Source organism: Bradyrhizobium sp. AC87j1 (genome assembly GCF_002936975.1).
In the GTDB taxonomy this organism is placed as follows: Bacteria; Pseudomonadota; Alphaproteobacteria; order Rhizobiales; family Xanthobacteraceae; genus Bradyrhizobium; species Bradyrhizobium shewense.
The window spans coordinates 1-18,496 of record NZ_PTFE01000123.1 but is presented as its reverse complement, the minus strand read 5'-3'; the positions used below and the strand labels follow the sequence as shown (position 1 = coordinate 18,496).

Here is an 18,496-nt window from a genome sequence, read left to right as displayed (position 1 = left end):
GGCGCCTGTTGAACGCCATCATGCGGCGGCTGTAGAGACGACCGCGGAAAGAACCATGAACCCGGCAGTGGATCACTTTTGTCTATCGGGGTTGACATCGTGCCCGCGATTAAAGAACGGACGACTACACAAGAGTGTGTAACAAAGTTCGGCACGACTTGAAATTTATCAATACTTTCAATACTATTTGGCCGGGCCTTCGCAATCCTTTCCTGGGCACCATACTCTTCAAAGTGTTTGATTGTCTGATCAATTCAGCAAGGTCAAAGCTCGGCGCTACCCAATTGGATGCAATGCTGCCTGCAATGTCTCGTCCGTGGAAGCATTCGAGAATCGACCTCGAGTCGGGTGCGTGACAATCGGACGAAATATGTCCGAAGCTCTTTGTCGAGTGTCGAAAGGGCACGCTTTTTACGCCGACTTGGGGTATGGCGGTAAACAGGTCGTGCAGTCGACGCACATAGCCGACGCGTTTAACCGTCCGGACGTCTCACAAGGTACTCGGCGTGCTTGACTCCCTACTGGTGTTCAATATGAATTTGCATGCGGGGTGGATACGGTGACTGCGGTCGGAGTGCCAAAACCGTGCCACGCCAATTCCGGCGAGATAAAAATCTATAGCAATCTCAAGAGATTGCGGGCGTAGTTCAATGGTAGAACGGCAGCTTCCCAAGCTGCATACGAGGGTTCGATTCCCTTCGCCCGCTCCAAGCTCCCCGATTGAATGTCCATTAACGACCGGACTTGCAGGCGCCAATGCGCATTCGCGCGGGTCTGAGATTCCAATATATTAGCTGCTCTCGTCCGGTCTAAACTTTCCATTGGCCTAAGCTCTGCTCATCCCCGGGGCGGCCCTTGCGCCGGCCAGCGCTTGGATGAAGGCCAGGACCTGCAAAGAGATGGACCAGCAGAAACTCGATCGCGCGATCGGTCGCCGCCTGAAGACGCTGAGGACTCAGGCGGGCATGACGTTGAACGAACTCGCGGCGCGGTCCGGCGTCAGCCGTGCCATGATCGGGCGAGTGGAGCGGGCGCAGAGCAGCGCGACGGCTGCGCTGCTGGGAAGACTCTGCGCGGCGCTCGACGTGTCGCTCAGCGATGTCGTCGCGCTCGCCGAGAAGCCGCCGGAGCGGTTGGTGCGGCTTGCCGACCAGCCGCACTGGCGCGATCCCGACAGCGGCTATCGCCGGCGGCACGCCTCGCCGACGGATGCGGCCAGCGGCATCGAGATCATCGTCGTCGATTTGCCGGCCGGCGCGCGGGTGCCGTACAGCCCCTGGGGCCGCAACGCCTTTACCCAGCAGTTGCTGATGCTGCAGGGCGCGATCGCCGTGCACATCGACGCCAAGGCGGTGCGTCTGCGCGAAGGCGACTGCCTGGATTTCGACGTGATGCGCGCGGTGATCTTCGAGAACGAAACCAAGCAGGACGCACGCTACGTCATCATCACGCGGCGCGGCGCCTCCTACGGGAAGATGTGAGATCAGAGCAGGCCTGTCATGGCCTGTCGACAAGTCCGTCAAATGCTCAGGCCGGTTGCGGGAGCGCTTGGACCTGTTCGCCGACTCAGGAGCTCACGGCCCTCAAAATGAGTTGCGCACCTCAAAACACCTCTGCTAACCTTCAGCGATGGCCGAGACTCTCACCGCGACCGCGCTGACGCTGAAGGACATCGCCCGCGAGGCGGGCGTCAGCCTCGCGACCGTGGACCGCGTGCTGCACAACCGCCCGGGGGTGCGGCCGGACACGGTGCGGCGCGTCAAGGCGGCGATCGAGCGCAACGCGTTCCAGCCGCACGTCGCGGCCGCGGAGCTCGCCCGCGGCCGCGCCCGCCGCTTCGCCTTCGTTATGCCGTCGGGGCCGAACCCGTTCATGCAGCAGATCGAGGCCTATCTCGGCGAGATGTCGGCCTGGCTCACGGTTCGCCGTCTCAATGTCGAGATGGTCGCGACCGACGTGTTTGACCCCTCGGTGCTCGCAGGCACGCTGGAGGCGCTGTCGGGCGATTACGACGGCGTCGCCGTGGTGGCGCTGGATCATCCGGGCGTCCGCGCCGCGATCAACGATCTCGTCGATGCCGGCACCAAGGTGGTGACGCTGGTTTCGGACGTGCCGTCGTCGCGCCGCCACCATTATGTCGGCATCGACAACATTGCCGCGGGACGCACCGCCGGCGCGCTGGTCGGGCGGCTGGCCGGCCAAAAGTCCGGCAAGGTCGCGATCGTCGCGGGCTCGCAGGGCCTGCGCGACCATGCCGAGCGCATCTTCGGCTTCAACCAGGTGATGGCGTCGGAATTCCCAGGGCTCAGCGTGCTGCCGGTGCTGGAAGGGCGCGACGAGGACGATCGTTCGGAACAGGTGCTGGCGCGGCTGCTCGGCAAGCATGCCGACATCGTCGGCCTTTATAACGTCGGCGCGGGCACGCAAGGCGTCGCCAACGCCTTGAATGACAAGGCCTTGAATGACAAGGCGGTGAGCGATGCCGGTCGCAACGAGGTCGTGTTCGTCGGTCATGACGTCACCGTGCTGACGCGCCGGCTGCTGCTGCAGGGCGTGATGGATGCCGCGATCTCGCAGAACCCCGGACATGAAGCGCGTGCCGCGGTGCGCGTGCTGCTCGCGCTCGCCCGCGGCGAGCCGATCCTGCGCGAACAGGAGAAGATCAGGATCGACATCGTGATGCGGGACAATCTGCCCTAGCGGCAGTGGATATCGAACGGGCCGTGGCGGAGAGCGTGACGTCAAGATCGCGCCTCGCAAAAGGGCAAAGAGGAGGACGATTTGTATCTCGGACTGGACATCGGCACATCCGGTGTGAAAGCGGTGCTCGTGAGCGAAGCCGGCGCGATCCTCGCGACGGCGGCGCGCGAGCTTGCGCTGTCGCATCCGGCGCCGTTGTGGTCCGAGCAGGACCCCGATTCCTGGGTCGATGCTGCCATCGGTGCGGTCGACGATCTCGCCGCCCGCCATCCAGGCGAGGTCACGCGGGTCCGCGGCATCGGCCTGTCGGGCCAGATGCATGGCGCGACGCTGCTCGACGAGGACGGACGGCCGCTGCGTCCGGCGATCCTCTGGAACGACGGCCGCTCGCAGGCCGAATGCGCCGTGCTGGAGCAGCGTTGCCCGTCGCTGCACGCGATTGCCGGCAATCTCGCGATGCCCGGTTTCACCGCCCCGAAGCTGTTGTGGGTCGCGCGGCATGAGCCAAAAATCTTCGCGCGAATCGCAAAGGTGCTGCTGCCGAAGGCTTATGTGCGCTATCGCCTGACCGGCGAGATGATCGAGGATATGTCGGATGCGGCCGGCACACTGTGGCTTGATGTCGGTCTGCGCCGCTGGTCGCCCCTGCTGCTGCATGCCACGGGGCTCGATCTTCACCACATGCCGCGCCTCGTCGAGGGCAGCGAGGTGAGCGCCATGCTCGCGCCGGGACTCGCGCAGCGCTGGGGCATGGCGAAAGATGTCGTTGTCGCGGGCGGCGCCGGCGATAACGCCGCGAGCGCGATCGGGCTCGGCGCGATCGCACCGGGCAATGCGTTCCTGTCGCTGGGCACCTCCGGCGTGGTGTTCCGCGTCACCGATCGCTTCGCGCCGGCGCCGGCCTCGGCGGTGCATGCGTTCTGCCACGCGTTGCCCGGTCTCTGGCATCAGATGGGCGTGATGCTCTCGGCGGCGGCGTCGCTGGCCTGGCTCGCCGGTGTGATGGAGACGCCGGCCGCAGCGCTGCTGGCGCCGCTCGGCGAGCGCGTCGATGGGCCGAGCCCGATCAGATTCCTGCCCTATCTCGACGGTGAGCGCACACCGCACAACGATGCCGCCGCCAGCGGCGCCTTCGTCGGCCTGCGCGGTGCGACCGGGCGAGCGCAGATCGTGCAGGCCGTGCTCGAAGGCGTCGCCTTCGCCGCGCGCGACAATCTGGCGGCACTGAGCGCGGCGAGCGGGCCTGTTGCCGAGCTCGATCTCGTCGGCGGCGGCTCGCGCTCGTCGCTGTGGGCGCAGATCTGCGCCGATGTGCTCGGCATTCCCGTCCATCGCATCGAGGAAGGCGAGGTGGGGGCGGCCCTCGGCGCCTCCAGGCTAGGCCGGCTCGCGGTGACCGGCGAGAGACCCGCAGCGGTCTGCACCCGCCCGCGGCGACTCGCGAGCTTCACGCCCCGCGCATCCGTCACGGAGGCCTATGACGAGGCCTATCGGCGATGGCGCGAGCTTTATCCCGCATTGAAGGAGTGCTCTTAAGTGAACGCGTCAGCCAAATTCTTCGATGCAACTACACCTGTCGCCTTCGCCTGCAAGGATGCGGGACAGGCGCCCGCGTTCCGCTGGTACGACAAGGACCGCCTCGTGCACGGCCGCAGGCTGGAGGATCATCTGCGCTTTGCGGTCTGCTATTGGCATTCGTTCTGCTGGCCGGGCGGCGATCCCTTCGGCGGCGAGACGTTCCTGAGGCCGTGGCATCAGGGCGGTGACGCGATGGCGCAGGCGCGGGCCAAGGCCGACGTCGCCTTCGAGCTGTTCCGCCTGCTCGATGTGCCGTTCTTCACCTTCCACGACGTCGATGCCGCGCCGGAAGGTGGCTCGCTCGCGGAATCCGTCGCCAATCTCAATGCGATCGCCGATCTGTTCGAAGCGAAGATGGCCGCGAGCAAGGTGCGCCTGCTCTGGGGCACCGCCAATCTGTTCACGCATCGTCGCTACATGGCGGGCGCGGCGACCAATCCGGATCCGGAGATCTTCACCTACGCGGCAGGCCAAGTCCGCGCCGCGCTGGAGGTGACGCACCGGCTCGGCGGCCAGAACTACGTGCTGTGGGGCGGGCGCGAGGGCTACGAGACGCTGCTCAACACCGATCTCAAGCGCGAGCTCGACCAGCTCGGCCGCTTCATCTCGCTGGTGGTCGAGCACAAGCACAAGATCGGCTTCAAGGGGCCGATCCTGATCGAGCCAAAGCCCAAGGAGCCGACCAAGCATCAATATGATTTCGACGTCGCCACCTGCTACGGCTTCCTTGCGCGCTATGACCTCTTAAAGGACGTCAAGCTCAACATCGAGCAGAACCACGCCATCCTCGCCGGTCACTCCTTCCACCATGAGGTCGCGCTGGCCGAGGCGCTCGGCGTGTTCGGCTCGCTCGACGTCAACCGCGGCGACGATCTGCTCGGCTGGGATACCGACCAGTTCGCGATGAACGTCCCGGAGCTGGCGCTGGTGTTTCACGAGATCCTGAACCGTGGCGGCTTTACCACCGGCGGGCTCAATTTCGACGCCAAGATCCGGCGGCAGTCGATCGATCCGGACGATCTGATCCACGCCCATGTCGGCTCGATGGATGCGTGCGCGCGCGCGTTCCTCGCCGCCGCCGACATGGTCGATGCCGGTGCCCTCACGGCGCCGCTCACCGAGCGTTACGAGGGATGGGCCGGCACCGAGGGCCGCGCCATTCTTGGCGGCCAACGTTCGCTCGCCGATCTCGCCGACCGCGCGCTTCGTCCCGGTTTCGAACCGCAGCCGCGCTCGGGCCGGCAGGAATATCTGGAATCCCTGGTCAACCGCTATGTCTGAGCGAGGCTGCTGATGGCAAACGCTGACGCGAGACCGGTCCTCGAGCTGACCGGCATCGGCAAGGAGTTCGGCGCGATCCGCGCGCTGCACGGCGTCGACATGCAGGTCATGCCAGGCGAAGTGGTCGGCCTGATGGGCGACAACGGCGCGGGCAAGTCGACGCTGGTCAAGATCATCGCCGGCAATTTCCGTCCCAGTCACGGCGAGATCCGCTTTGCCGGCGACGCGGTTCATTTCAGCCGGCCGGTCGATGCCCGCGCGGTCGGTATCGAGGTCGTCTACCAGGACCTCGCGCTGTCGGACAATCTCACGGCGGCGGCCAACGTGTTCCTCGGCCGCGAGCTGAAGCGCAGGTTCGGGCCCATCGCATTGCTTGACCACAAGGCGATGGCGGCACGCGCGCTGGAGCTGTTCGGCGAGCTGCGCTCGGAGACGCGCCCCGACGATCTCGTCAAGCAGATGTCGGGCGGCCAGCGTCAGGCGGTCGCGATCGCGCGGACGCGGCTCTCCAATGCGCGGCTGGTGATGATGGACGAGCCGACCGCCGCGATCTCTGTTCGCCAGGTCGAGCAGGTGCTCGGGCTGATCCACCGGCTCAAGGAGCAGGGTGTCGCCGTGATGCTGATCTCGCACCGCATGCCCGACGTGTTCGCAGTGTGCGACCGCGTCATCGTCATGCGCCGCGGCGAGAAGCGGGCCGACAAGCCGATCCACCAGACCTCGCCAGAGGAAGTCACCGCCCTCATCACCGGCGCGAAGGAGGCGGCGTGATGGCCATGCCCATGGAATCCCCGATCAGCTTCACCAATGTCGGCCGGATCAGATGGTGGCAGCGCGGCATCTTCGCCTCCCAGACCGGCTACGTGCTGCTCGCGCTCGCGGTGCTGCTGGTGATCATGCATTTCGCCAGCCCATATTTCTTCACCGAAGGCAACATGCAGAACGTGGCGAAGAACTTCTCGTTCATCGCCATCGCCACGCTCGGCGTCACCTTCGTCATCATCACCGGCGGCATCGATCTGTCGGTGGGGTCGATGATGTGCTTCTCGGCCATGATCACCTCGATGGTGATGACCGAGCTCTCGGCGCCCGGCTCGCCCGCAGGCGCCTTGTTCGTGCACATGGCGGCCGACGGCAAGACCGTGCTCGCCAATGTGCCCGGCCTGATCCTGCTGGTCTCGATCCTCGCCGGCCTCGGCGTCGCGCTGATCGCCGGGCTCGTCAACGGCTTCTGCATCGCGGTGCTCGGCCTGTCGCCCTTCGTCACCACGCTCGGCATGCTCTCGATCGTGCGCGGGCTCGGCTACGTCGTCTCCAACGGCCGCGGCAGCTTTCCGGGCGGGCCCGATGCCGATCGTTTCTACGCGCTCACCTCGGGTGACGTGCTCGGCGTGCCCGTGCCTTTCATTTATCTCGTGATCCTCGCACTGACGATGGCCGTGGTCCTGCATCACACCTCGTTCGGCCGCCACGTCTTCGCGCTCGGCGGCAACGAGAAGGCGGCCGAATTGACCGGCATTCCGGTCGTGCGGGTGAAGATCGAGGTCTATGTGATCTGCGCGCTCGCAGCCGGCCTGCAGGGCATCATCATCTCCGGCTGGCTCGGATCGGCGCCCGCCAACATGGCGACGTCCTACGAGCTCAACGTGATCGCGGCGGCCGTCATCGGCGGCGCAAACCTCGCCGGCGGCATCGGCGGTCCGCTCGGGGCCATCGTCGGCTGCGTGCTGCTGGAGGTGATCCGCAATGGCCTCGTGCTGGCGCAGGTTTCCTCCTACTGGCAGCAGACGCTGGTGGGCGTGATCATCATCCTGGCCGTGCTGGTCGACCGCATCCGCTCGCGGATGAGCTGAAGGTGACGTCGTTCCGGGAAAACAACGAAGATGCCGCCTGTCCGCTTCCCGGACGTTTCAAAGAGGACGGGCGCCAGAGAAGGGTGGAGGAGACAATGAGGAAACTTCTTCTTGCCGGCATCGCCGTCGCAATGATGGCAACGCCGGCGTTGGCCGCGAACTACCGCTTCGTCATCGTGCCCAAGGCGATGAACAATCCGTTCTTCGACTTCGCGCGCGACGGCTGTCTGAAGCGCGCCAAGGAGCTCGGCAATATCGAGTGCATCTACAAGGGGCCGGTGGAGCATGAGCCGGCGACGCAGGCCCAGATCATCCAGGACTTCGTCACCCAGAAGGTCGACGGGCTCGCCATCTCGGTCGCCGACGTCGCGGCTATGACCAAGTCGATCGAGGCAGCGACGGCCGCCGGCATTCCGGTCATCACCTTCGATGCCGACGCGCCGGGCTCCAAACGCATCGCCTATATCGGCACCAACAACAAGGAGTTCGGCGTCGCACTCGGCAAGCAGCTCGTGAAGATGCGCCCCGACGGCGGCAAATACGCCATGGTCTCGGGCGGCCCCGGCGCCAAGAACCTCGCCGAGCGCGTCGACGGCGTCCGCGAGGCGCTGAAGGGGTCGAAATGGACGGAGGTCGCGGGCTCCCCGACCTTCTGCAACGACGATCCGGCACTCGCGGTCCAGCAGATGACCGACATGCGCACCGCGACGCCTGATCTCGCCGCTATCGTGCCCATCGGCGGCTGGCCGATGTTCGCGCCTGAAGGCTTCAAGGCCTTCGCCAGCAGGAACAAGAAGGACATCGATTCCGGCAAGTTCACGCTTGTCGTCGCCGATACGCTGAAGATGCAGCTGGAGCTGTTGCGTGACGGCTATGCCAATGCGCTGGTCGGCCAGCGTCCGTTCGAGATGGGCGAGAAGGCGATGGACACGCTGCTCGCCATCAAGAAGGGCGAGAAGGTGCCGGAAATCGTCTACACCGGCCTCGACCTCGTCACCAAGGACAACGTCGCGCAGATGTTGAAGTAGGAGCGTCCGCCAGCCCCGCGCTCCTGCATGCCTCCCCCGCTTGCGGTTTTCGCAAGCGGGGGAGATGATCTGGACTGTTGAAATGAAGACAAGGCAATGGGAATGAAACGGTCGCGGCTCGGCTCGCTCGACGTCACTTCAATCGGTCTCGGTTCCGCCCCGCTCGGCGGATTGTTCAGCCCGGTCAGCGATGCCGATGCGGAAGCGACGATCGCGCGCGCCTGGTCGCTCGGGGTGCGCTTCTTCGATACCGCGCCGCTCTACGGCTTCGGCCTCGCCGAGCGGCGATTGGGGGGCTTCCTGCGGCAGCAGAAGCGCGACTCCTACGCCATCTCGACCAAGGTCGGCCGCCTGCTGCGCGCGCCGGACGACGGCGCCGCCGAGGACGAGCACTATAAGGGCACGCCACGCGAGCGGCCGGTGTTCGATTTCAGCCATGACGGCGTGCTGCGCTCGGTCGAGGAGAGCCTGGTCCGTCTCGGGCTTGATCGTGTCGACGTCCTCCTGGTGCACGATCCCGACGAATATTATGACGACGCCGTCGCCGGTGCCTTCCGCGCGCTCCAGCGCCTGCGCAGCGAGGGCACGGTGAAGGCGATTGGTGCCGGCATGAACCAGTCGGAGATGCTTGTCCGTTTCGCCGAGGCCGTGTCGGTCGATTGCTTCCTGCTGGCCGGGCGCTACACGCTGCTCGATCAGGACGCGCTGGATGCGCTGTTTCCGGTCAGTCAGGCAAAGAGCATCGGCATCCTGCTCGGCGGCATCTACAACAGCGGCATCCTCGCCAATCCGCATACCAGTGCGAAGTTCAACTATCAGGACGCCGATGCTTCGCTCGTTGCGCGGGCGCTGGAGCTGGACGCGCTCTGCCGCAGGCATGGCACGGAACTGAAAGCGGCCGCACTCCAGTTCTGCATGGCGCATCCGGCCGTCACGGTCGCCGTGATGGGGGCGCGCAACGCCGCGGAGGTTTCCGACAACATCGCGATGTCGGAGAAAGCGGTGCCGGCGGCCTTCTGGCAGGAACTGCGGGCACGAAACCTCGTCGATGCGCGCGCGCCGCTGCCGGGTGGGGCGTAAGGCATGATCATCGACAGCCATCAGCATTTCTGGGATCCTGCGCGCGCCGACTATCCCTGGATGGCAGCGGACGAGCTGACGCCGATCCGCCGCGCCTTTGGTCCGGCGGATCTTGCGCCACTGTTGAAAGCGAACGGCATCGACGCCAGCATCGTGGTGCAATGCCGCTCCTCCCTCGAGGAGACCGAGGAATTCTTGCGCATTGCGCACGAAAATCCCTTCGTCGTCGGCGTGGTCGGCTGGGCTGATCTGACGGATGGTGCGCTCGGCGAAACGCTCGATCGGCTTCGCGCTTCACCCGGCGGCGGCAAGCTGGTCGGAATTCGTCACCAGGTCCACGATGAAGCCGATCCCGATTGGCTGCTGCGCGAGGACGTTCAGCGCGGTCTCACCGCTTTGTTCGCGCATGATCTCGCCTATGATTTTCTCGTCCGCGCCCGCGAGCTGCCGTCGGCGATCGCAACCGCGCAGGCCTTTCCGCAAGCGCGCTTCGTGCTCGATCACGCCGCCAAGCCGCCGATTGCCGACGGCGGCAGCGACGAGTGGGCCGATCGCATCAAGGCGCTCGCGGCTTGCGGCAATGTCTGGTGCAAGATCTCAGGGCTCGCGACCGAGGCGGTCTGGAATGATTGGGATGCAGAGCGGCTGTTTCCGTTCGTCGCGCACGCCGCAAGATGTTTCGGCGAGGACAGGCTGATCTTCGGCTCGGACTGGCCGGTGTGCCTGCTTGCGGGAAGCTATGGCGAGATCAAGAACGCGCTGGAGGCTTGTCTGGCGAAGCTTGGCCCGCAGCTGCGGGACAAGGCTTTTGGCGTGAATGCCGCGCGGGCGTATCGGTTAAGTTAATTGCAGCGGATGCGCGCTCTTACCCTCTCCCCTTGTGGGAGAGGGTGGCTCGCCGCGGAGCGGCGAGACGGGTGAGGGGTCTCTCTCCGCGAGCTATCGTTTACATGTGAGTTTGCTGAAGCAACCCCTCATCCGGCGCCATAGCCGAAGCTTCGCTTCGGCGTTCTTAAGAACGGCGGCCGAAGGCCGCCTATGCCACCTTCTCCCACAAGGGGAGAAGGGAAGCAGCGGCGGCGTGCCCCCGGCCTACTCCGACATCGGCTTGTCGGAGATGTCCCAGTCCTTGCCGGTGAAGGTGGAGATGAAAAGCGTCTTCATCGGCGTGTAGTCTTCGGGCGTGTAGCTGTAGGTGACGCCGTCGAGGAAGTAGGGCGAATGGAAGCCTTTGAGGTTCGAGGCCTGCTTCAGCACGTTGGCGCGGGTGAGGTCGTCGCCACAGCGGCGCAGGATCTCGCCCATGGTCACGGCCTGGCCGTAACCGGCGAAGGCGATGGTGTTGTCGGGGTCGATGGCCGGCGTGTACTTCTTGCGCAATTCCTCGAACGCCATCACGTCGGGGTCCTTCTCCCATTTGGGCAGGCCGACCTCCTTGTTGTAGCGGATGGCGACGATGCCGGTGGCGTTCTCGAGGCCCGCGGCAGTGAGGATCGAGCGGCCGGTTGAGCCGGCGGAAAGAAGCTGCAGCGGCTTCCAGCCGAGCTCGGCGACCTTCCGGATCGACTGCGACGACGCCTTGCCGGTGGAGATGTTGTAGAAGACGTCGGCGCCCGACTTCGAGAGGTTGATGAGCTGGGAATCGACGGTCGGCTCGGTGAGATCGTAGGTCTGCTCCATGATCACCTTTGCGGTGCCGCCGGCGTCCTCCAAAACTTTCTTGAAGGGACCGAGGAAGTCACGGCCGAAATCGTCGTTCTGGTAGAGGATGCCGATCTTGGCATTGGGCTTCACGCTGACGACGTGCCGCGCCAGGATGCGCGCCTCGGTCGGATAGAGCGGCAGGCCCGCCATCGTCCATTTGAACTCTTTCGGGTTATTCCACTTCGACGCGCCGGTGTTGAGCAGCAACTGCGGCACGCCCTTGGAGTTCAGGTATTTGTGCACGGCGGTCTGCGGCGCGGTGCCGAGCGAGCCGTACAGCGCGAGCACTTCCTCCTGCTCGACCAGGCGCCGCGTCGCCTCGACGCATTTCGGCGCGCTGTAGGCATCGTCCATGGTGAGAAACTTGACCTTGCGTCCGTTGATGCCGCCCTTCTCGTTCAGCATCTGGAAATAGGCCTCGCCGATGCGCCCCAACACGCCGTAGAGCGAGCCGGGGCCGGAATGCGGCACGGTCTGCCCAATCTTGATCTCGGTGTCGCTGGCGCCGGCATCGTATTTCTTCTCCGCGGCCCAGACATACGGCGCGGGCAAGGTGGATGCGGCGATGGTGGCGAGCGCGGCGGCGCTGAAATCGCGCCGCGATGGATTCTTCGTCATGATCTGTTTCTCCCTGGCATGCGCATTGTGCTGGGAACGCAGCACGGCTCGCAAGTGGGAAGTCACGGCTTTGCGACGCAATGACGCTCAAATCGCCGGGCGCTAGCGCCTAGACTCAAGTTTTCTCGGCGACCACGACGAGGCCGCGCACCGGCTCGTTGTTCTCGATCCGTGGAGAGGCCGGCTCCAACGTCAGTAGCTTGAGCCCGGCCTTGGCGATGGCACCGCGCACATATTCCGCCGAATGGGCATAGCGCAGGCCTTCGCCGAGAACGATGCCGCTGCCATCGTGCGTCTCCAGCGTGAAGGCGAGCACGCCGCCGGATACGAGCACGCGTCTGGCTTCGTTGAACACCGGCGCGAGATCGGAGAGATAGACGAACGCATCCGCGGCGACGACGAGGTTCGCGCATCCATCGCCCTTGCTCCGCAGCCCTTCGATCATGTCGGCGACTTCGAGCTCGGCGTAGAGGTTGGTGGCGCGCGCCTCCTTGATCATGCCGGGCGACAGGTCAATGCCGATGAAATGATCGACCTGCTTCGAGAATGCGGCGGCCGCAAGCCCGGTGCCGCAGCCGAGATCGATGGTGCGTTTGAAGAAGGCCGGCTTCTTCGCGTCGACCCGCGCGGCCACCACCGCCTTGAAGATCAGCGCCGGGGCGCGATAGTCGAGATCGTTGACCAGCGTGTGCTCGAAGCGCGGGGCGTATTGGTCGAACAGCGCCTGCACATAGGCCTTGGGCATTTCGGCCATCTGCGCGTCGCCGAGCCGCATCAGATGCAGGCCGGCCCCATGGTGGTCGTCGGGATCGGACCGCCGCGCTTCTCGAAAGGCGGCGATGGCCTTGTCGCGCTCGCCGAGCCGCTGACGGATTTCGCCGAGCGTGAACCAGGCCGAGGTGAAGTCAGGCGCGAGCTCGATCGCCTGCTCTATGAGGTCAGCGGCGGCGGGCAGGTCGCCCTTGAGCTGGAGATCGCGCGCGAACTCGAAGCGGCGGTCGGCCATGAGATCGCCGGAGGACTGGAATAGGCGGAGGGGCATTGGAGGAACCGATTGTCATCGCCGGGCTTGACCCGCCTGCGGGGCCGAAGCCCCTCCGGCGCGGCGAAGGCCCGGCAATCCATCAAACAAGGAACTCTTTAGGGGGATGGATGCGCGGGTCAAGCCCGCGCATGACCGGTGAATATCGGGGCCCCGTGACTATATGACCATCATGCGCCCCCAAGACATCCTGCTGCCAGTTGCTGCCGGCCTGTGCTGCAAGCCCGGCGGCTTCCATATCGACCCCGTCCGCCCGGTCGAGCGGGCCGTGATCACCCACGGCCATTCCGACCATGCCCGCGCCGGCCATGGTGCGGTGCTGGCGACGCAGGAAACGCTGGACATGATGCGGCTGCGTTACGGCGAGAATTTTGCCGGATCGATGCAAGCCATCAACTATGGTGAGGAGATGCGGCTCGGCGAGGTCTGCGTGAAATTCCACCCGGCCGGCCACGTGCTGGGATCAGCGCAGATCGCGGTGACCTGCAAGGACACCTGCATCGTCGCCTCCGGCGACTACAAGGACGCGCCCGATCCGACCTGCACGCCGTTCGAGCTGGTGCCCTGCGACGTCTTCATCACCGAGGCGACGTTCGGGCTGCCGGTATTCCGGCATGGCGATGCGAGCGACGAGGTGAAGAAGCTACTGGCCTCGGTCGCGCTGTTTCCCGAGCGCGCGCATCTGGTTGGGGCCTATTCGCTCGGCAAGGCCCAGCGCGTGATCGCGCTGCTGCGCGCGGCCGGCTATGACGCCCCGATCTATCTGCATGGCGCGATGGAGAAGATCACAGAGTACTACCAAAGCCGCGGAATCGATCTCGGCGAGCTCAGGCCGGTGAAGGGCGTGAAGAAGGCGGCGCTCGCCGGCACGATCACGCTGGCGCCACCCTCGGCGACCTCCGATCTCTGGACGCGGCGGTTTCCCGATCCGGTCACTGCGTTCGCGTCAGGATGGATGCGCGTGCGCGCCCGGGCGCGGCAGCGCGGCATCGAGCTGCCGCTGGTGATCTCCGACCACGCCGACTGGGACGGCCTCACCGCCACCATCGGCGCGACCGGTGCCGGCGAGATCTGGGTCACGCACGGCCAGGAAGATGCGCTGGTGCATTGGTGCCAGAGCAAAGGCCTGAAAGCGCAGCCGCTCGACCTCGTCGGCTATGGCGACGAGGAGGAGAGCGAGACGCCGGCCATTGACGAGGCCGAAGCATGAACCGCTTCGCCGAACTCCTGGACCGTCTCGCCTACGAGCCCGGCCGCAACAACAAGCTGCGGCTGCTCACCGGCTATTTCCGTGAGGTCGCAGACCCCGACCGCGGCTACGCGCTGGCCGCGCTGACCGGCGCGCTCAGCTTCAAGCACGCCAAGCCCGCCCTGATCCGCGATCTCATCGCCGCGCGCACTGATCCGGTGCTGTTCGGCTTGAGTTACGACTATGTCGGCGACCTCTCGGAGACGGTGGCGCTGATGTGGCCGAAGGCTGCGCTAGCCGCCCACAACAATCCGCCGCCCCCATCGCTCACCGAAGTGGTCACGACACTGCGCACGCTCGGCAAGACCGAGCTGCCAAAGCAGCTTGAGCGCTGGCTCGACGAGCTTGATGAGACCGGGCGCTGGGCGCTGCTAAAACTCGTCACCGGCGCGCTTCGCATCGGCATCTCGGCACGGCTGGCGAAGACTGCGGCGGCCGCGCTCGGCGACAAGGATCCGCACGACGTCGAGCTGATCTGGCCTGGCCTTGCGCCACCTTATCTCGATCTGTTCGCCTGGCTGGAGGGCCGCGCCGAAAAGCCGGTCAATCGCGATCCCGCGCCATTCCGCCCGGTGATGCTGGCGCATGCGATCGAGGACAGCGATTTCGCCGCGCTCGATCCCGCCGACTACATCGCCGAGTGGAAATGGGATGGCATCCGCGTGCAGGCGGTGGCAGGGCGCGACGAGCGCGGCCACGTCACGGCGCGGCTCTATTCGCGCACCGGCGAAGACATCACGGGGAGCTTTCCCGATCTCGTGCCGTCGCTGCGCTTGCCCGGCGCGATCGACGGCGAGCTTCTGATCCTGCGAGAGGGCCGCGTGCAGAGTTTCAACGTCCTGCAGCAGCGGCTCAACCGCAAGGTCGTCTCGCCAAAGCTGATCAAGGAATTTCCGATTCACCTGCGCGCTTACGATCTGCTCGGCGACGACGAGAACGATTTGCGCGAGCTGCCGTTCGCGGAGCGGCGCGAGCGGCTTGAGACCTTCATCGGGAAGCTTAGCGATCCCCGCATCGATCTGTCGCCGACCGTTGCCTTCGCAAGCTGGGAGGCGCTGACCGCCGCCCGCGCCGATCCCGCAAGTGCCGGTGCCGGCGAAGACGCGGACGCCGTCGAAGGCGTGATGCTGAAACGGCGCGATGCGCCTTATCTGCCCGGACGTTCCAAGGGCCAGTGGTGGAAGTGGAAACGCGATCCGCACATCATCGATGCCGTGCTGATGTATGCGCAGCGCGGTCACGGCAAGCGCTCGTCCTATTATTCCGACTACACGTTCGGCGTCTGGACCGCGGGCGAGGGCGGCGACGAACTGGTGCCGGTCGGCAAGGCCTATTTCGGCTTCACCGACGAGGAGCTTCTGCAGATCGACCGCTTCGTCCGCCGCAACACCACGGAAAAATTCGGCCCCGTCCGTCATGTCGTGCATGAGGGCGACAAGGGGCTGGTGCTGGAGGTGGCGTTCGAGGGCCTGCAGCGCTCGCCGCGACACAAATCCGGTGTCGCCATGCGCTTCCCCCGCATCAGCCGCCTGCGCTGGGACAAGCCGCCGCGCGAGGCCGATCGGCTGGAGACGCTGGAGAGAATGCTGAAGGCGGAGGCGGTGGAGATTGAGGCATGAGGAAGATGGCTCGATTGCGGCCATGACGGCAGTGCGCCCCCTCTCCCGCAAGCGGAGAGGTTGGGAGCCCGCGGCACGCGCGTGCCTGAATTAAAACGCGGTAAGCTGATTGACGGTCGGGCCGGGGTTCCCCATGTGCCTCGCCGTGCCCTATAATGGGTCGAATCCCCTGAGGAGTTTGAGATGGTCCAAGACGTCAGAGATTTGCCGGCCGGCCGCAACGACGGGCTGAACCGCTTTCTCGGCGGCTCGCCGCTGGCGGTCGCGTTTCGCCTGGTCCTGCTCTCGATCCTGGTCGGCGTCGTGCTCGCCGCGATCGGCTTCGATCCCTGGAACATCCTCACCAGCATTCGCCTGCTGTTCCAGCGGCTGTGGGATCTCGGCTTCGACACCATCAACTGGCTGTGGCGCTACTTCCTGCTCGGCGCGGTCATCGTGATCCCGATCTGGCTGCTCTCGCGCGTGTTCGGCACGCCGCGCGGCCGGTGAGATTTTGAAGGTCCGCAGCCGATGCAATTGCGCTTTGTCGACTGCGGCGATGCTTTCGGCTCCGGCGGCAGGCTCAATACCTGTTTCCACGTCTCGGGGCGCGAGGCCAACTTCCTGATCGATTGCGGCGCGTCGGCTCTGCCGGCGCTGAAGCGGCTCGAGATCGCGTGCGAGGACATCGATCTCATCCTGATCACGCATTTCCACGGTGATCATTTTGCCGGGCTGCCGTTTGTCCTGCTCGACGCGCAATTCTCGCGGCGGACGCGGCCGCTGACGATCGCCGGCCCGCAAGGCATCGAGACGCGGCTGCGCGAGGTGATGGAGGCGCTATTCGAGCGCTCCTCGAAGACACAGCAGCGCTTCGAGCTAAATGTCGTCGAGCTCTCGCCCGAGCAAGGCCGGACTTTCGGTGCCGTGACGGTGACGCCCTATCCGGTCGTGCACGGCGAATCCGGCGGTCCCTTCCTCGCCTACCGCGTCGAGGTCGAGGGCCGCACGCTCGCCTACAGCGCCGATACCGAATGGACGGAGACGCTCATTCCGCTGGCACATGGCGCGGATCTTTTCATTGCCGAGGCCTATATGTACGAGAAGGTGGTCAAGAACCATCTCAGCCTGAAGACCTTGGAACAGCATCTGCCCGCGATCGGCGCCAAGCGGCTCGTCCTCACCCATATGAGCGACGACATGCTGTCGCGCCTCGAGGCTCTGCCCTATATGGCGGCCGAGGACGGCATGGTCGTCGTGTTCTGACCATGCACGCGCCCGTCCATCCCAAAGTCGGCACACGTGAAGTGTTCGCCATCGCCGGTCCGGCGATGGTCGCCAACCTGACCACGCCGCTGATCGGCATTGTCTCGACCACGGCGATCGGCCGTCTTGACGATGCCGCGCTGCTCGGCGGCGTGGCGATGGCCTCGGTGATCTTCGACTGCCTGTTCTGGTTGTTCGGCTTCCTGCGGATGAGCACGCTCGCCTTCACCGCGCAATCGCTGGGCGCGGGTGACACGCGCGAGCCGACCGCGATCCTGGCGCGCGGCTTCATCGTTGCCGGCCTGATCGGCGCCGCGCTGATCGTGCTGCAACTGCCGCTGGCCGCATTGCTGTTCGACCTCATGGGCGGCAGCGAAGGTGTGACGCAGGCCGCGAAGACCTACTTCAAGATCCGGATCTGGTCGTCGCCGTTCGCGCTCGCCAATTACGTCATCCTCGGCTGGCTGATCGGACAGGCCCGCGCCAATTCGGCTTTGTTGCTTCAGGTCGTCATCAACCTCGTCAACATGGCGGCGACGATCCTGCTCGTGCTGATCTACGACACCGGCATCGCCGGTGCCGCGATCGCCGCGCTGTTGTCGGAAGCGGTCGGGTTCGCCCTCGGCGTGATCGTCTGCCGCCATTATGCCGATGGCGGCTTCGCCGTGCCGTACGCGACCCTGCTCGACCGCGACAAGCTGTTGCGGATGCTGGCGGTGAACACCGACATCCTGATCCGCACTGCGGCGCTGATCGCCGTATTCCTGTTCTTCACCGCCAAGGGCGCGCAGGCCGGCGACGTCACGCTGGCCGCCAACTCCGTGCTCAACAATTTCCTGCTGGTCAGCGCCTTCTTCCTCGACGGTCTCGCCAACGCAGCGCAGCAGCTCTGCGGCCGCGCCGTTGGCGCGCGCGATGCAAAGGGCTTCGCGGATTCGACCCGGCTGGTGCTGATGTGGGGCCTCGGCTTCGCGCTGGTGGTGTCGGGACTGTTCGCGCTGTTCGGGCCCGCCTTGATCGATTTCATGACGGCGAGTGACGACGTCCGCCGTGCCGCGCGCGAATTCCTGCCGTTCGTCGTGCTCGTGCCCATCCCCGGCGTGTTCGCCTTCGGCTTCGACGGCATCTATATCGGCGCGACCTGGGCGCGCGAGATGCGCAATCTGATGCTGGCTTCGCTGCTGATCTTCCTCGCCGCCTGGTGGGCGCTGCAATCGCTCGGCAATGCCGGACTGTGGTGCGCGCTGATGGCTTCCTACCTCTCGCGCGGCGGCTTGCAGGCCGCACGCTATCCGGCGCAGTTCCGGGCGACGTTTTCGAAGGCGTAGCTCTCGTGTCCCGGACGCGCTGCAGCGTGAAACGCTGCTGCGCTGAGCCGGCAACTGTTATTGGGGGCCGGCCTTCAGGTACGGTTTCCTGTCGCGCATCATAGCGTTAAGGACCGTTAGCAGCTTCCTGGCAACGGCAATGAGGGCGAGCTTGGCCGGTTTGCCGACCTG

16 protein-coding genes, 1 tRNA gene and 1 pseudogene are annotated in these 18,496 nt (G+C 65.4%); 15 read left to right on the top strand and 3 right to left on the bottom strand.

Annotation, left to right across the window (positions count from 1 at the left end):
• Window positions 1-636: 636 nt before the first annotated feature.
• The 10 genes from CV770_RS36280 to CV770_RS36235 all read left to right on the top strand — a co-directional run bounded on the left by CV770_RS36280 (window position 637) and on the right by CV770_RS36235 (window position 10,366).
• Window positions 637-710, top strand: a tRNA-Gly gene (locus CV770_RS36280).
• A gap of 189 nt (window positions 711-899) precedes the next feature.
• Window positions 900-1,481 (top strand): helix-turn-helix domain-containing protein, encoded by a 582-nt coding sequence (locus tag CV770_RS36275; RefSeq protein ID WP_104465756.1) that lies wholly within the window; start codon window positions 900-902, stop codon window positions 1,479-1,481.
• Window positions 1,482-1,629: 148 nt separating this feature from the next.
• Window positions 1,630-2,700, top strand: coding sequence for a LacI family DNA-binding transcriptional regulator (locus tag CV770_RS36270; protein ID WP_104465754.1), 1,071 nt, complete (start codon window positions 1,630-1,632; stop codon window positions 2,698-2,700).
• Window positions 2,701-2,781: 81 nt separating this feature from the next.
• On the top strand, window positions 2,782-4,236 hold the full coding sequence (gene xylB / locus CV770_RS36265; protein WP_104465753.1) for a xylulokinase: 1,455 nt from the start codon (window positions 2,782-2,784) through the stop codon (window positions 4,234-4,236).
• Window positions 4,237-5,559: a xylose isomerase gene (gene xylA, locus CV770_RS36260; RefSeq protein ID WP_104465752.1), complete on the top strand. Its 1,323-nt coding sequence runs from the start codon at window positions 4,237-4,239 to the stop codon at window positions 5,557-5,559.
• Window positions 5,560-5,571: 12 nt separating this feature from the next.
• On the top strand, window positions 5,572-6,330 hold the full coding sequence (locus tag CV770_RS36255; RefSeq protein WP_091965826.1) for an ATP-binding cassette domain-containing protein: 759 nt from the start codon (window positions 5,572-5,574) through the stop codon (window positions 6,328-6,330).
• Entirely contained in the window at window positions 6,330-7,412 is a 1,083-nt protein-coding gene (locus tag CV770_RS36250) for an ABC transporter permease (protein ID WP_201760190.1), read from the top strand. The genes CV770_RS36255 and CV770_RS36250 overlap by 1 nt, the downstream gene beginning before the upstream one ends.
• 95 nt (window positions 7,413-7,507) lie before the next feature.
• Entirely contained in the window at window positions 7,508-8,440 is a 933-nt protein-coding gene (locus tag CV770_RS36245) for a sugar-binding protein (RefSeq protein ID WP_038973213.1), read from the top strand.
• A gap of 102 nt (window positions 8,441-8,542) precedes the next feature.
• Window positions 8,543-9,520, top strand: coding sequence for an aldo/keto reductase (locus CV770_RS36240; RefSeq protein WP_104465750.1), 978 nt, complete (start codon window positions 8,543-8,545; stop codon window positions 9,518-9,520).
• A gap of 3 nt (window positions 9,521-9,523) precedes the next feature.
• Window positions 9,524-10,366 carry an amidohydrolase family protein gene (locus tag CV770_RS36235; RefSeq protein ID WP_104465749.1) on the top strand — a complete coding sequence of 281 codons (843 nt, stop codon included), beginning with the start codon at window positions 9,524-9,526 and terminating at the stop codon, window positions 10,364-10,366.
• Between the two features lie 246 nt (window positions 10,367-10,612).
• Here the strand turns inward: CV770_RS36235 and CV770_RS36230 are convergent, their stop codons facing one another.
• Together CV770_RS36230 and CV770_RS36225 are read right to left on the bottom strand one after the other, a co-directional pair.
• The gene (locus tag CV770_RS36230) at window positions 10,613-11,842 is read right to left on the bottom strand and encodes an ABC transporter substrate-binding protein (RefSeq protein ID WP_165637778.1); all 1,230 of its coding nucleotides are present in this window, start codon (window positions 11,840-11,842) and stop codon (window positions 10,613-10,615) included.
• A 115-nt stretch (window positions 11,843-11,957) separates the two neighbouring features.
• On the bottom strand, window positions 11,958-12,884 hold the full coding sequence (locus CV770_RS36225) for a class I SAM-dependent DNA methyltransferase (RefSeq protein ID WP_104465748.1): 927 nt from the start codon (window positions 12,882-12,884) through the stop codon (window positions 11,958-11,960).
• A gap of 172 nt (window positions 12,885-13,056) precedes the next feature.
• Between CV770_RS36225 and CV770_RS36220 the strand changes: the two genes are divergently transcribed.
• The 5 genes from CV770_RS36220 to CV770_RS36200 all read left to right on the top strand — a co-directional run bounded on the left by CV770_RS36220 (window position 13,057) and on the right by CV770_RS36200 (window position 18,325).
• Window positions 13,057-14,094 (top strand): ligase-associated DNA damage response exonuclease, encoded by a 1,038-nt coding sequence (locus CV770_RS36220; protein WP_104465755.1) that lies wholly within the window; start codon window positions 13,057-13,059, stop codon window positions 14,092-14,094.
• A complete protein-coding gene (locus tag CV770_RS36215) occupies window positions 14,091-15,752 on the top strand; it encodes an ATP-dependent DNA ligase (RefSeq protein ID WP_104465747.1) in 1,662 nt (553 codons plus the stop codon). The genes CV770_RS36220 and CV770_RS36215 overlap by 4 nt, the downstream gene beginning before the upstream one ends.
• 183 nt (window positions 15,753-15,935) lie before the next feature.
• Window positions 15,936-16,241, top strand: coding sequence for a DUF6460 domain-containing protein (locus CV770_RS36210; protein ID WP_018320831.1), 306 nt, complete (start codon window positions 15,936-15,938; stop codon window positions 16,239-16,241).
• 21 nt (window positions 16,242-16,262) lie between these two features.
• The gene (locus tag CV770_RS36205) at window positions 16,263-16,997 is read left to right on the top strand and encodes an MBL fold metallo-hydrolase (RefSeq protein ID WP_104465746.1); all 735 of its coding nucleotides are present in this window, start codon (window positions 16,263-16,265) and stop codon (window positions 16,995-16,997) included.
• A gap of 2 nt (window positions 16,998-16,999) precedes the next feature.
• Entirely contained in the window at window positions 17,000-18,325 is a 1,326-nt protein-coding gene (locus CV770_RS36200; protein ID WP_104465745.1) for an MATE family efflux transporter, read from the top strand.
• 57 nt (window positions 18,326-18,382) lie between these two features.
• Here CV770_RS36200 and CV770_RS43610 read toward each other — a convergent pair.
• A pseudogene (locus tag CV770_RS43610) lies at window positions 18,383-18,496 on the bottom strand (IS110 family transposase); the annotation flags it as partial.

What these genes read in the sequence shown, in the direction of transcription:
- CV770_RS36275 (WP_104465756.1), top strand. Translation starts at nt 900, where the DNA reads ATGGACCAGCAGAAACTCGATCGCGCGATCGGTCGCCGCCTGAAGACG.
- CV770_RS36270 (WP_104465754.1), top strand. Translation starts at nt 1,630, where the DNA reads ATGGCCGAGACTCTCACCGCGACCGCGCTGACGCTGAAGGACATCGCC.
- CV770_RS36255 (WP_091965826.1), top strand. Translation starts at nt 5,572, where the DNA reads ATGGCAAACGCTGACGCGAGACCGGTCCTCGAGCTGACCGGCATCGGC.
- CV770_RS36250 (WP_201760190.1), top strand. Translation starts at nt 6,330, where the DNA reads ATGGCCATGCCCATGGAATCCCCGATCAGCTTCACCAATGTCGGCCGG.
- CV770_RS36245 (WP_038973213.1), top strand. Translation starts at nt 7,508, where the DNA reads ATGAGGAAACTTCTTCTTGCCGGCATCGCCGTCGCAATGATGGCAACG.
- CV770_RS36240 (WP_104465750.1), top strand. Translation starts at nt 8,543, where the DNA reads ATGAAACGGTCGCGGCTCGGCTCGCTCGACGTCACTTCAATCGGTCTC.
- CV770_RS36235 (WP_104465749.1), top strand. Translation starts at nt 9,524, where the DNA reads ATGATCATCGACAGCCATCAGCATTTCTGGGATCCTGCGCGCGCCGAC.
- CV770_RS36230 (WP_165637778.1), bottom strand. Translation starts at nt 11,842, where the DNA reads ATGACGAAGAATCCATCGCGGCGCGATTTCAGCGCCGCCGCGCTCGCC.
- CV770_RS36225 (WP_104465748.1), bottom strand. Translation starts at nt 12,884, where the DNA reads ATGCCCCTCCGCCTATTCCAGTCCTCCGGCGATCTCATGGCCGACCGC.
- CV770_RS36220 (WP_104465755.1), top strand. Translation starts at nt 13,057, where the DNA reads ATGCGCCCCCAAGACATCCTGCTGCCAGTTGCTGCCGGCCTGTGCTGC.
- CV770_RS36215 (WP_104465747.1), top strand. Translation starts at nt 14,091, where the DNA reads ATGAACCGCTTCGCCGAACTCCTGGACCGTCTCGCCTACGAGCCCGGC.
- CV770_RS36210 (WP_018320831.1), top strand. Translation starts at nt 15,936, where the DNA reads ATGGTCCAAGACGTCAGAGATTTGCCGGCCGGCCGCAACGACGGGCTG.
- CV770_RS36205 (WP_104465746.1), top strand. Translation starts at nt 16,263, where the DNA reads ATGCAATTGCGCTTTGTCGACTGCGGCGATGCTTTCGGCTCCGGCGGC.
- CV770_RS36200 (WP_104465745.1), top strand. Translation starts at nt 17,000, where the DNA reads ATGCACGCGCCCGTCCATCCCAAAGTCGGCACACGTGAAGTGTTCGCC.